The organism is Nocardia sp. GTS18, from assembly GCF_013839555.1.
Lineage (GTDB): Bacteria > Actinomycetota > Actinomycetes > Mycobacteriales > Mycobacteriaceae > Nocardia > Nocardia rosealba.
Map to the genome: position 1 here is coordinate 79,488 of NZ_JACBIU010000008.1, position 13,007 is coordinate 92,494.

Genomic DNA, 13,007 nt, shown 5'->3' on the forward strand with positions numbered 1-13,007 from the left:
ACCGCGTCGCACAGGGGCATCGTTTCGCTACAGGGGAAGGCAAGACTGGTGGCAGCAGTATCAGTGGTAACCCTCGGCGTGAGCACCGAGCGTGGAGCCGTGCACGCGGTCGCGCTCGCCGAGACGGGCAGCACCCTCACCGATCGGATGGTGCTGCGGCGCACCGTCCGTACCGCCGGTGACAGCAGACCGGAGACGGCCGAAGCGGTACGGGTGGCGCTCGACGCCCTCGCCTCCGAACTCGGCGACGACTACGAGATCGCCGGTGCGGCAGTCGGATACCGCGACGCCGCCGATCGCCGCGCCATCGTCACCCATCTGGCGACCACGCCGTGGAGCTCGGCGTCGCTGGTGTCGGCCAAGTCGGCGCACCTGTTCGTCGGTGGCGTGATGACCTGGCTCGACGAATTCGACACCCTGCTCGTCTACGAGGCGGTGCCGGGCTACCAGGCGATGACCCTGCTCGATCCGGGCAGGCACCGCGTGCTCGCCGCGTGCTCGCAGACCGGCCCGTCCACGCCCGAGGCGCTGCGTGCCGGGGTGGCGGCGGCGGGCGACCAGCTGGATGCGGCATCGGTGCGGCCCGGCGCGGTGGTGCTCATCGGCTCGTCGGCCGACGCGCCCGCCGTGCGCGAGGCAGCCGCGGGCTTCGGGGTGCCGGTGCTGCCGTGCCGGCTGGCCGGCTACGCGCCCGCCGCCGGTGCCGCACTGGTCGCGCTCGGTGACACGAAGGTGGTGCCGATCACCGGGCCCGCGCGGTCCCGCCGCGGCACCGCGGTGGCCGCCGCGGCGGCGAGTGTGCTGGCGGGCGGGCTGGTGGTCGGTGGTTCCTACGCGCTGATGGACGGTGGCGCGCCGACGGTCGACAACACCGCCGCGTCCTCGGAACCCGGTGCCGCCCCCGCACATCCGGCCCCCGCTGTCCAGGAGACCGCCGACACCGGATCCGCCGGTGGGCTCGGAGGTGGCAGCGGCCTCGCGGTCGACCCGACACCGCCCACCGACGTCTGGCCCTACGAGAAGGTGTCACCGAACCCGCAACTGGTGAACCCCGGGGTGTTCCCGCTCGACTATCCGACCCAGCTCTACGGCGACGCGGGCGAGGACGAGCCGCTCCCGCTGGAACCGGTACAGCCGGTCGCCCCGGAGATCCCGGTCGCCGCGCAGACGGTGCCGGGCACGGGCATCCCGCTCAGCATGCAACCCGCCCAGGCGATGACCCCGCCGGGCGGGATGTCACAATCGGCCGACTGATACGACACACGGGCCGCGCGAGATGATCGCGCGGCCCGTGCCGTTTCCGCTCAGGAACTGGTGCGGCGCCGGAACATCCACCGCGCGGCCAGATACCCGGCCACCGCGATACCGCCGCACCACAGCACCGCGAGCAAGCCGCTGTCACCGATGGGCGTGCCCATCAGCAGCCCGCGCATCGTCTCGATCACCGGCGTCACCGGCTGGTTCTCGGCGAAGGTGTGCAACCAGGTCGGCATGGTCGAGGTCGGCACGAACGCACTGCTCACATACGGCAGGAACATGAAGAAGAACGTGAACCCGTTGGCCGCCTCCGGGTTGCGGGCCACCATTCCCAGCGCCGCCGACAGCCACGACAGCGCGAACACGAACATCGCGAGCACACCTGCCACGCCGAGCCAGCGCACCGGATCGGTGGTCGGCCGGAAGCCGAGCACCACGGCCACACCGATCACGACGGCCGAGGTGACCAGGTTGCGCAGCACGCTCTCCACCACATGTCCGGTGAGGACCGCCGAGCGGGCGATCGCCATGGCCCGGAACCGGTCGACGATGCCCTCGGCCAGATCGGTCGACAGCGCCACCGCCGTGGTCGAGGCCCCGAATCCCGCACACAGCAGGATGATTCCGGGCACCACATAGTCGATGTAGGCGCCGTCGACCCGCATCGCGCCGCCGAAGACGTAGACGAACATCAGCAGGATCATCACCGGCAGGGCGATGGTCATGATCATGGTGTCCGGGCTGCGCAGGGTGTGGCGGATATTGCGGTCGAGCATGGTGACCGAATCCTGCACGGTGGTCATGGCGCTCATGCCGCCACCGCCGTCCGGCCGGTCAACGCGAAGAACACATCGTCGAGGTCGGGTGTGTGCACGGTGAGCTGCTCGATGGCGATGCCGAGTTCGGCGAACCGGTCGAGCAGCAGTTTGATCTCCACTGCGCTGCCCGTCGAGGACACCTGCATGCTCAGTTGTTCGGGGTCGACCTGTGCGCTCGGCACCGCCTTCGCCGCCGCGGTGAGCAGGGTGTGATCGGCGAACCGGAACCGCAGGTGCCCGCCGGGGACGAGCCGCTTGAGTTCCTCCGGGGTGCCGTCGGCGACGATGCGCCCGCCGTCGAGGACGGCGATGCGGTCGGCGAGCTGGTCGGCCTCCTCCAGGTATTGCGTGGTGAGGAAGACGGTGGTGCCCTCGGCGGCGAGTTCGCGGATGGCGTTCCACAGATCACGGCGGCTGCGTGGGTCGAGGCCGGTGGTCGGCTCGTCGAGGAAGACCAGCCGCGGGCGGCCCATCAGGCTCATGGCCAGGTCGAGTCGGCGTCGCATGCCGCCCGAATAGGTGTCGACCGGCTTGGCCGCGGCGTCGACGAGATCGAACCGGTCGAGCAATGCGGCGCTGCGGCGGGCGATTTCAGGCTTGTCCAGATGCAGCAGCTTGCCGGTGAGGCGCAGGTTCTCGTGGCCGGTGAGCACTCCGTCGACGGCCGCGAACTGGCCCGTGACGCCGATCAGCGCGCGCACGTCGTCGGCCTCGGTGACCGGGTCGTGGCCGAGGACGCGCAGTTCGCCGCGATCCGGCCGGGTGAGGGTGGCGAGGATGCGGACCAGGGTGGTCTTGCCCGCGCCGTTGGGGCCGAGCAGGGCGAAGACGGTGCCCGCACGGACCTCGAGGTCGAGGTCGTCGAGGACGACGTGGGTGCCGAATGACTTGTGCAGCTGCCGCACCGAGAGTGCGGGTGGTTCGGGTGCCATGGTGTTTTCTCCGATCGATGCCACTGTTTATGGCCTATATTGTTTATAGGCTAAACAGTTGTCGGGCACAAGTGGGCCGCCGGTTACAGTCGTGGCAGAGCGAAGGAGGCGGGCGAGTCGATGACGACCGGCGAAGCGGCGTTACCCAGAGCGGTGGAACTGATGTGGGGGTTGGCCCAGCCGGCCGGTCGCGGACCGAAACGGGCGCTCACCATCGACCAGATCATCGATGCCGCGATCGAGGTCGCCGACGCGGAAGGCGTCGCCGCGCTGTCGATGAGCAGGGTGGCCAAGCAGCTCGGCTTCACCGCCATGTCGCTCTACCGCTATGTCGACAGCAAGGACACCTTGCTCGACCTGCTGATGGATCGCGTGGTCGGCGCGCCACCGGACATCCCCGCCGGAACCTCCTGGCGCGCAGGTCTCGAACAATGGGCTTTCGCCGAGTTCGACCGGATCGGCAGGCATCCGTGGTGGATCGACATTCCGCTGGCCCGGCCGCCGATGGGCCCGAACAACATGGCTTGGCTCGAGGTGGCGCTCGGCACGCTCGCCGGGACCGACGTGCCGGAGCCGGCGAAGCTGCAGCTGGTGATGAACGTGTCGGTCTACGTCATCGGCAAACGCCGCATGCTGCGCGATCTGCAGACCGTCGAAGGTGCCGACTTCGCCTCCGTGATGGCGCGCGTGCTCGACCCGCGGCGGTTCCCCGCGGTGACGGCGGCCATGTCGGGCGCGGCGTTCGACGGCGACGAAGACGAGATCGACATCGACTGGGCGCGAGCGGATTTCGAATTCGGGCTGGCGCGGATGCTCGACGGTTTCGAGGTGTTCATCCGCACCTTCGCCGAGTAGCTACACCGAGAGGTCGCGGCGCAGTTTGGCCACGTGGCCGGTGGCGCGCACGTTGTACTGGGCGCTACTCTTGACAAGGTGACGCTGAGAGCGATAGTCGGAGCCCGCGTATCCAAGATGCAAGGGCAAGAGAAGGTTTCGCACCTTGCCCAGAAGGAGGATGGCCTACGGTGGGCTGCCGCCCAGGGGTACGAGGTAGTCGACACATTCGAAGATCTGGGGGTGTCGGCAGGCAAGACGACCCCGTTTGAGCGTCCTGACCTGGGGCAATGGCTCAAGCCGGAACGGTTGCATGAGTGGGATGTGATCGTGTTCCAGAAGATCGACCGAGCGTTTCGATCGACCCGCGACTGTGTGGACTTCGCCAAGTTCATCGAGGAGAACAAGAAGGTACTCGCGTTCTCCGGTGACGGCATGGTGTTGAACTATCGAGACCAGGGGGCGAGCTCGTTCGAGTCGCAGATGGCCGAGTTCTTCATCTACATCGGATCCTTCTTCGCTCAGATCGAGCTGAACCGCTTCAAGAGCCGTGCCCAGGATCGGATGAGCCAACTCAAGATGACCGACCGAGTGTCACACGGCGTGGCTCCGTTCGGATACCGGACGATTCCTCACCCGTCTGGTAAGGGCAAAGCGCTGGAGCGCGACCTGGAAGCCTATGCGGTGCTGCACGACATGAAGGACAAGCTTCTCCATGAGCACTGGTCAATGACCAGGCTGTGTGTCTGGTTGAACGAGAATGGCAAGAAGACGGCCGTCGCCAAGGCGAGAGGTTCCGGCGAATGGTCGGTGACGACGATTAGGCGTGTGCTGACATCGGTACGAACCCAGGGTCTGAAGGTCAGCCGCAACGGCGGTGTGGAGCATCCCGTGCTGGATACCGAAGGCAATGTAATTCGGATGGCTGAGCCAACGTTCACTGAAGAGGACTGGCAGTCTATTCAGTCCTTGCTCGCTGCCAAGTCGCAGAGCGGCAAGGCCCGGCAGATGACGGACAACCCGATGTCGGGTATTGGCAGGTGCCTGGAGTGTGGGTACTCGCTGAGCCAGCATCGCCGAAGCGTAAAGAAGAGGGACGGTTCTGTGAACGTCCATACCTACATCCGGTGTGGCCGCAGTCCGCGTGGATGCAAGGGTGCCGTCCGGCTCGATGCGGTTGAACGGAAGATCTCCGAATTGATCGAGGACTACTCGACGTTGGAAGTTACCAGGCAAGTGTTCAGGCCGGGTGAGGACCACACGCAAGATCTCGCAATGGCTGAACAAGCGTTGAAGCGGCTTCGCTGGGAGTCGGACAACGGTTTGGTCGATGATGAAGATCTCTGGCGCAGCCGCATGGCGGCGTTGTCAGCGAGGGTTCGGGAGCTGGGGCAGAATCCTGTGGTTCCCGCGCGCTGGGAAACAGTGGGGACGGGCACGACATACGGCGAACTCTGGGCCGACCCGAACACGGATCGCAGACAGGTACTGAGGGAAGCCGGAGTGATCGTCGGGTTGCAGGACGGAAAGATTCGGATCCGTACTCCGGACGACTGGCCCGAGCCGAGCTGGGTCGCGGAGCTGCGAAACGTGGAGCCTCCTTCCCTGCGTGAAGAGGAACCTGAGTGTGCGATAGACGATTTGGCAGTGTGATCGTGTGAGGACTGAGGGTGATGGGCGAAGTGAATAAGCGAGTGTCGAGCGGTGCGGCGGCTCACCTGGACTTCTATCTTGATCGTGGTTGCGTGGTTGTGCCGTGTCTGCCGGGTAAGAAGCGCGTGGTGAAAGGCGCTGGTGAGTGGATACCCGAGCGCTCGAAAGCTGAGCGAGAGAAGTTGACCCGCAACGCTGCTGTCCGAAACGGCACGGGCGGCATCTTGGTGGTGGACATCGATGCGAAGAACGGCGGATCGCTCGATCTCATGGCTGAGATGTTCCCTAGCACCACCATGACACGGACAGTGCAGACGGTGTCACCTGGCCCGCATGGCCTTGGTGCACAGCTGATCTATGCGTTGCCTGAAGGGTTCAAGATTCGACAAAGCATCTTGGCTCGCAACGACCACGGCGAACCAATGATCGAGGTCGCAGCGTTCGCGATGCTGCCGGGCTCCCGTGCCCGTGGTGCGGATGACGTGCAACGGTTCTACAAAGTCATCCGTGATCTGTCCCCATACCCTGCTACGCCGGAACTGTTGTCAGCCGTTGAAGCACGGGTGACGGTCGAGACCTCCGAGCCTGCACCGGCCGACGAAGACACTGCCGATGCTGGTATCCAGCTGAATACCTTGGTTGCCCGGGTGGCTGCTGCCGGACCAGGTCAGCGAAACGAGGTCTTCACCCAGTACGCCCTTCCGATCGTGCGGCTGTGCGATGTCCTTGGGGAGGACCCAGAGGAAGTCCTCACGTCGGCGTACGAAGAGTCCGGCGGAACGGACGCGAGCTGGATTGCGTCAGCTATTCGATCAGCTGTGAGAGGTGCGACCGGCGGGCCACTCGGACCACGAGGGCTCGGACAGTGGGCGAAGGAACACCTGTCGAAGATTGAGACCTGGGCTAGGTTCGCGGTCTGGAGCGGGAAGACCGGACCGTCTGACAGGCGAGTGCTGCTCGCATTGATAGCGGCATGCATTGAGCATGGGAACACCGAGACAACGCAGGGCAAGCGGAAGCTCGCTCTTCGTGCCGGTGTATCTGAGGAAACTGTTGAAGCTGCGTTGAAGCGGCTGACCGCACAGGGGCACCTACAGACGTTGAAACAGGAGAAGTGGTCTGTCCGACGTCTTCTGCGACGAGCGGACGACAACACACACATATTCCCCCCATTAGTAAGAGGAATACATACTACAGAGGATCTTTCAGATGACTTGTGGAAGGGGCTGGGACCCCTTCATATGGTGTGGAGTGTCCCCAGGACCGATAGGAGTCCTGGGATGGATGGCAGGCATGGTCATCTGTATGACCTTGTGGGTGCTGGGCTGACAACGGCCAAGGCGCTAGGTGACTACAGCGGTTCTCGTCCCGACTCTCTCAACCGGCCACTAGTCCGGATGGTTGAGGTCGGCTTGTTGGTGAAGTCCGGTAGGGAGTTCGCACCGGCCGATGATGCCGGGGACCTTGCCGCGAAGCTCGCCCTTGAGCTTGGCGCGGTCGAAGTATGTGCACACCGCGAGAACAGGTATCGGGACGATGACCTCAAGTGGGTTGAGGCCCAACGGCGACAGCGTGAACCCGCTCAGCAGACGAGCGATGTCCAGGACTCGATCGTTGACTTGCTGGAATCGTCATATCAACACGAGTTGTCCGACCAGGAGAAGGTCGAGATTCTGCAAGAGCTAGCGGCAGAGGCTGAGGAAGAACGTAAGCGCCGGGAGGACGAGCAAGAGCTGATGCGTCAGTTGGGGATCTTGCGTGACATAGGAATCTGACGCGACCCAAGGGGTACGCGGCTAACCGCCGTTCTTACACTGGCGCGCTAGGAATCCTCGCTCATGAAGCGGTTGAACATTTCATCTATTTCCTTCTCATCCCCGGGCCCTGGAGTGCGATGATGCGCCATCATGCGAGAATTGCCATCCATGTCGTCCTGCTGGTCTTCACGACTTTTCGCCTCCCGAACATCTTCCTCGATGCTCGGGTATACGCCGAAAATTTCTGCCATGTCGACCAAGGCGTCGAGGTCCGGGGGTGAAGGGTCCCATGCCATCAACTCACTTAACGCATGATCGAGAAATCGGTCCCTGATGCCCTGATCGATCTCGTCGTCGGAATAGATGAAGCTAAATTCCACGTAGGCGCTCCAGTCGGCTGTCTCGTCAAGCGACGAACCAAGCCAGTCCTCAAGGGACGCTTGGCAATCAGCAAGAGTTTCTTCAGGAATTGTAACAATTCCGCGCATTCTAAGCTCTGAGGCTTTACGTAGCACCTGGACCGCTTCAGGCTTCCCTCCGAGGGCCTCTTTCCAGCGCTCCGACAAGAAGGTCAGTCGTGACTCTATCCAGGTGTCCGGTGGTCGAAGGTCACTTGGCAAGTCGAGCACGTCTCCCAAGCGGACTTCGAACAGCCCACTAGGATCTTCGTAGCTGGCCAGTGTTCCCAACTTCAACTGCTTGACCGGACTCGGTCCTCCAAATGTTCTAATCAGCGCTTCCGTGAAATTGTCACCGAACAGCTCCACTGGCATTCGGCGGGTACCGTCATCGCCAATGCGAGATACAAAGGAGGAGCCTTCTCCACTCGCGTTTCTCAGAATAGTAAGCTGTTCAAAGAATGCAACACTAGATATAAGCGACGAAAGCACTGCGAGGTCTTCTCGTATCCGATCAAGCACAAACTCGGCCACAGACGGGCTGTGAAAGGATATTACAATATCATCCCCTCTCTTTGCGATGGAGATGAACGTTCCTTCCAGCACTTCAAGTGAAGAACGAAATGTGACGACATTCGCATGAATGTGCGACTTTGAGCAGTAAGAGAGGTAAGCGCCTAGAAGGTCCCCATGCAACGCGTGGACCGGCATGGAAGCCAAGCACAGCAGAAGCGCTCTTTGATTCTCGGTGAGGTGGCGGTCAAATGCATTTCGCCACAGCTCTTCGGGGTGGGCAAGCATCGCGGAAAACCGAGTTAGGTATCCTGCAGATGAAGAGTCAAAGTTGGGGCCTGTGCAATACTCGATCAACCTTGGATTGTAGCCAGGATGATCGACGATCTTTTTCCATCCGCCACTGGACAGTTCATTTCGGCAGATCTTTGGGACATTTGCGCGCCACAAGTGACTGTACAAGATTTGAGCACGATCGAGGCGCGAATATTTGCCTAGCTCCAGAATGAAGTGGAGGTGGTCGCCGAGTTCCGTTAGGCGACGGTAGTCGAGACGGGCGTCTCTGAGAATGTACTCTCTGGTAGTCATGACGAGCCTCTTATTAGCCATCCGACCTATAGAATCAATAAAATTTACCAGTCGAGAGTCTTCATTCTTTCCCATGCGCTCAGTGAACGATATCTGACCCAGGAAATCGTCATACAAAAAGATCTGCTTAGCCTTGGGGTCTAGCACCGAAAATGCTTCTTTAATGTCTTCGGAGACCTCGATCGGCTGATATCCAAGGGTGATGTAGCTTGCGACCAACATTTGAGCCAGGGCAGACTTCCCTATTCCGGGAACTCCTGCGATGAGGCATACACGATGCTCGTCAAGAATCTTCGTCGCTTCTTCGTAAGACTCGCCTCGCACATACGTGCTCAGGGTCCGCTCGATGCGCGTTCTAAGAACTCCAGATCGGGAAGCAATCTCAGAATTTGTAGCCCAGAATAATTCCGTTCCAGTGGACAACCACAAGTTGATATGCCGGCGCTCGACGTTGACGTTTCGAGTGAGCGCACCGTCTATATCGCGACCTCCGAATACATGTTCAGGCCCAGGCATCCATGCGGAGAACACCTCATATACCTGCTTTTTTTGAGTTATCGTTAGGTCGAAGCTTGTATAGAACCGATACTCGGCAGGATTGAGAGATTTTACATTCGGAATTTCGTCCTTGGCCGATTTCAACAGTTGGGAGAACGTTGATCGAAAGTAGTGCTTGCACTGCGCTATTGCTCGTTCACCGCTAGGCAGACGCCATCTCAGATCGATTCCCCCGTCTGAGCCACGAGCGAATCGCTCGACGTTGGCGCTGGATTCTGCGGCTATCAGGTCTGCGATGACCGACTCGAAGTCGAGGTCGCTCAGGACTGAGAAGTTGCGCACACAGGAAGTATCCAGGATCAGGACCGACTTTACCGGCAGAACAGCGCGTCCACTGGGGGCGGCCCAGGAGCATCGCTGACACCATCGCCCAGTTGATCGAGGCCCTGACATCGTGGACTACGAACAGCGACGTCGCGCCGCCAGGCAAGGACTCGGCAATGCCGAGACCAGACTCCGCGGGCACCAAACTGCCATAGAAGCTGGTGTCGATGCAGCCGCACGAGTCGACGCCATCAAACAGCGCCCACATGGATCGCGCCACGTCCAAACTCTGCGATCGATCGAGGCAACCGAACTGGAGCGGAGGGGGTTCCACCTCCCCTGAGGGCTCTTGTTCACCTCTCTGTCATACGGTCCACACGCACACGCGGGAGGGGGTGCGGGGACTGGGGATCGCCTATTCGGGCCGGACAATCGCAAGGACCTCGGCCAGTTGACGACTTAGCCGGTCTACATCCTCGCGAAGTCGCTGGACCTCTGCGGCTGTCGATATCCCGGAGTCAGCCAGGCGCGGGACTGTCTCCGCGTAGGCCTCGGCTCGTTCGGTGGCTCGGTCAGCACGGGCCGGCAAGTGCATCGCTGTTTGGTCTCGATCAGGCCGGTATCCCTGCTTGCCGGTCCAGTCTCGATCGCTTGGTTGGACCGCTCGATATACGCGTCCATCTTCGCCAGAAGGGTTTCGCAGTCGACCGAAGGACGACGCTGAACGATGGCATTCCGCAGCGTGATCCACGCTTGGGTCGATTTCGGCCACGCGTTCGTATCGACTGTCATCTCTGAATCCCAGGTAGCCGGGGCTTCAGTCGGTAGGCCAAACGATGGCGGCTACGAGGCCGCCGGCAGGAACTGCGAACACGAGGAACCATCCGGCGAGGATCACCGATCGCGGCTCTCCGCTGCGGTCAACCAGTCCGCGATGTTCTCCAAGGTCCCATGGCAGACGACCCGGAATGGGTTCGACAGCTGCCATCCGTACGGGGGCTCTTCCGCTCTGCGTATGCCCATAGAACGACTGGCGGCACGCTTGTTCAGTGCGTCCAACTGGGCTTGTACCGCCTTGCTCATGATGCTTGCCGCTTCGGTTCCCACCGAGCGAGTGCTTCAAGCAATCTCCGGATCACCTCGGGTGGAGCGACCTCTATGGGATCGAGCCGTGTCGGCTTCGGTATGCGTTGTGGGAGCACTGCGGGCCTCCTGGTAGCGCGCTCGTTGGCTTCCACCCCCGGCGGGGACTCTGAGTTCACCCGCCGGGAGCGGTGGGATTAACTTACGAACCGGCGAACCCGCACGGAAACGAACTTGGCGGAACTTGCCTGCATTGGTGTCTAGCTGCCCCATAGGCGCCCGAAACCAGCGACACTGGGCATTGCCGCATGCCAAACAATGCCAAGCCGTTAGACGGGGGTTCATGTCATGTTGAAACTGAGGTTCTTGGGCAACGGTGGGTCCGGTACCGGAGAGTGCCCGGCGTTGTACGCGACAGATCAAGACACCTACGCGGTACAAGGCTGGACAACCAGCCACGCTGACACGATCGAAATCCCGCACTTGCTGTTGGGGTTCGCCGAGCCTGACACCTACGTCGGGGCTGAGCTTGCCGACACCGGTCGGGGAACGTTTACCCTCACGGGTCGGCCGGTCACTGACCCTGAGACCCTGGCACAAGTGAAGTACCTTGCCGAAGACGAATCGGTCATCGAGGTTCCCAAGAACACGCGGAGGTTCTACGGCAATGCTGCTGCGGCTCAATGATGAACCAGACCTCTGGGAGTCGCTGTTCGCGGAGTGCGGGCGGGAAGCGTTCCACCTAGAGACCTTGGATGCATACTCAGTTGCATCCGAGTCCGAGCCGTTGCGGCGGTTCCTTGCGGGCGAGCCACCAGACAACACCTGGTTCGACCCGTGGCGTTCACTGGTCAGGTACACCACCAGACGCGGTGTGGCGATTCGCCGGGTTCGCGTACTCACCGAGCCGGTGAGCGACTACCACCGATGGATTCTGACGCTGAACCCCGAGAGCATCGAGGCTGGCGAAGACATCAGGTACCTGCCCCGACATAACGCGGGGGAGCCGCCTCTGACCGAGGACTACTGGCTGCTTGATAGCTCCCGCGTGGCGTTTCACGCCCGCGATTCGGCTACTCGCGGTCGGGGGGTGGTGGTCACCGAGGACCCCGGCCTGGTTGGGTACTGCGTAGAGCAGCGAAACCGAGTGTGGGAGCTTGCAACACCGTTCAGCGAGTACGTGGAACACATCGCGTGACCACACCTCGCCAAGCTCGCGAGGAACTGGGTAGACGCCTTCGTGAGATTCGTAGGGATGCTGAGCTGACTGGACGTCGGTTGGCTCAGCTCTCCGGGTGGCACGAGTCCAAGGTCTCGAAGATCGAGAACGGCACCAGGCCGCCGAACGAGGCGGACCTTCGCGCGTACGCCGCACACACCGGCACCGCGGATCAGTTGCCGGACCTCATCGCCACTCTTCGGGGCATCGAAGCCGCATACGTCGAACTGCGCCGGTCGCTGTCTACTGGCACCCGTCGCCGACAAGAACGATCGGTGAAGCTGGCCGAGGAAACCCGACTACAGCGGGTGTTCGAGCCGCAGATCATTCCTGGCCTCTTCCAAACACCCGAGTACGCCGAACAGATTCTGAGGCGCGCCGTGCGGTTCTACGGGATACCCGACGACGTCGACGCGGGGGTGTCGAAACGGATCGAACGTCAACAGTGGCTGTATCGGGGAGACCGAAGGTTTCACGTTCTCGTGACTGAGCAGGCCGTCTACAACCCGGTGGGCGGCCCTGGCGTCCACAGTGGACAGTTGGACCGGCTTCTAGCTGTATCCGGGCTCCCGAGAGTGAGACTTGGCATCATTCCCACGAACACGCCTATGCCCATGCAATCAACGAACTTCGTCATGTTCGATGCTCGCCTGGTTCTGGTCGAGACTCCCACCGCTGAGCTATCAGTTACACAGCCCCGAGAGATCGAGACCTACTCACGACTGTTCACGGAGCTCGCAGACATGTCGTTGACCGGCGACGCTGCACGTCGCGTAATCCGGCACGCGATCGACACGCGGAGTAGATAACCCACCCTCGATACGGTCAGATGATGACCGAACTACCTCACCTCCCGGCGCGGTTTGATGAGCTTCGGTCGGAGGTGGCCGACCTAGGTACTGCGCTCGAAGCGAACGGGGTGGAGCTAGTTACGAAGCTTCGAGAGCTTCGCGCAGAGCTCAGCGGCATCGGTACGGATTTAGACAGCTTCGCCGCCGGAGAGGAGCGGCGGCATGACGAATTCATGGGGATGCTCGCAGAGCGAGCTCTGCACCTGGACTCCTATGGAAGCGCGGGTTCTTCCGCATCGGTCGAGAGCTAAATCAGCGGGAACCGCCCTGCTCAAATCAATC

10 protein-coding genes and 1 pseudogene are annotated in these 13,007 nt (G+C 61.9%); 7 read left to right on the forward strand and 4 right to left on the reverse strand.

What is annotated here, in order from left to right:
- Positions 1–48: 48 nt before the first annotated feature.
- Entirely contained in the window at positions 49–1,254 is a 1,206-nt protein-coding gene (locus tag HYG95_RS10810; RefSeq protein WP_181697857.1) for a hypothetical protein, read from the forward strand.
- Between the two features lie 50 nt (positions 1,255–1,304).
- On the opposite strand, the gene HYG95_RS10815 is transcribed toward HYG95_RS10810, so the two are convergent.
- Complete coding sequence (locus HYG95_RS10815; protein ID WP_370465749.1) at positions 1,305–2,069, reverse strand: ABC transporter permease; 765 nt, start codon at positions 2,067–2,069, stop codon at positions 1,305–1,307.
- Positions 2,066–3,007, reverse strand: coding sequence for an ATP-binding cassette domain-containing protein (locus tag HYG95_RS10820; protein ID WP_181697858.1), 942 nt, complete (start codon positions 3,005–3,007; stop codon positions 2,066–2,068). Before HYG95_RS10820 ends, HYG95_RS10815 begins: the two co-directional genes overlap by 4 nt.
- A gap of 120 nt (positions 3,008–3,127) precedes the next feature.
- On the opposite strand from HYG95_RS10820, the gene HYG95_RS10825 reads away from it, so the two are divergent.
- On the forward strand, positions 3,128–3,862 hold the full coding sequence (locus tag HYG95_RS10825; RefSeq protein WP_255495188.1) for a TetR/AcrR family transcriptional regulator: 735 nt from the start codon (positions 3,128–3,130) through the stop codon (positions 3,860–3,862).
- On the opposite strand, the pseudogene HYG95_RS10830 reads toward HYG95_RS10825, so the two are convergent.
- Positions 3,863–3,925, reverse strand: a pseudogene (locus HYG95_RS10830) (peroxiredoxin); the annotation flags it as partial.
- Positions 3,926–3,940: 15 nt separating this feature from the next.
- Here HYG95_RS10830 and HYG95_RS10835 point away from each other — a divergent pair.
- Together HYG95_RS10835 and HYG95_RS10840 are read left to right on the forward strand one after the other, a co-directional pair.
- On the forward strand, positions 3,941–5,494 hold the full coding sequence (locus HYG95_RS10835) for a recombinase family protein (protein WP_370465750.1): 1,554 nt from the start codon (positions 3,941–3,943) through the stop codon (positions 5,492–5,494).
- A gap of 20 nt (positions 5,495–5,514) precedes the next feature.
- Entirely contained in the window at positions 5,515–7,269 is a 1,755-nt protein-coding gene (locus HYG95_RS10840; protein WP_181697860.1) for a bifunctional DNA primase/polymerase, read from the forward strand.
- Between the two features lie 47 nt (positions 7,270–7,316).
- On the opposite strand, the gene HYG95_RS10845 is transcribed toward HYG95_RS10840, so the two are convergent.
- Positions 7,317–9,590, reverse strand: a complete 2,274-nt coding sequence (locus HYG95_RS10845) for a restriction endonuclease (RefSeq protein ID WP_181697861.1) — start codon at positions 9,588–9,590, stop codon at positions 7,317–7,319.
- 1,413 nt (positions 9,591–11,003) lie between these two features.
- Here HYG95_RS10845 and HYG95_RS10850 point away from each other — a divergent pair.
- From HYG95_RS10850 to HYG95_RS10860, 3 genes are read left to right on the forward strand one after another with little or no spacing between them, the layout of a single operon-like run.
- Entirely contained in the window at positions 11,004–11,342 is a 339-nt protein-coding gene (locus tag HYG95_RS10850; protein ID WP_255495191.1) for a hypothetical protein, read from the forward strand.
- On the forward strand, positions 11,323–11,853 hold the full coding sequence (locus tag HYG95_RS10855) for a DUF6879 family protein (protein ID WP_255495192.1): 531 nt from the start codon (positions 11,323–11,325) through the stop codon (positions 11,851–11,853). The genes HYG95_RS10850 and HYG95_RS10855 overlap by 20 nt, the downstream gene beginning before the upstream one ends.
- Positions 11,850–12,683, forward strand: a complete 834-nt coding sequence (locus HYG95_RS10860) for a Scr1 family TA system antitoxin-like transcriptional regulator (protein ID WP_181697862.1) — start codon at positions 11,850–11,852, stop codon at positions 12,681–12,683. The genes HYG95_RS10855 and HYG95_RS10860 overlap by 4 nt, the downstream gene beginning before the upstream one ends.
- Positions 12,684–13,007: the final 324 nt, after the last annotated feature.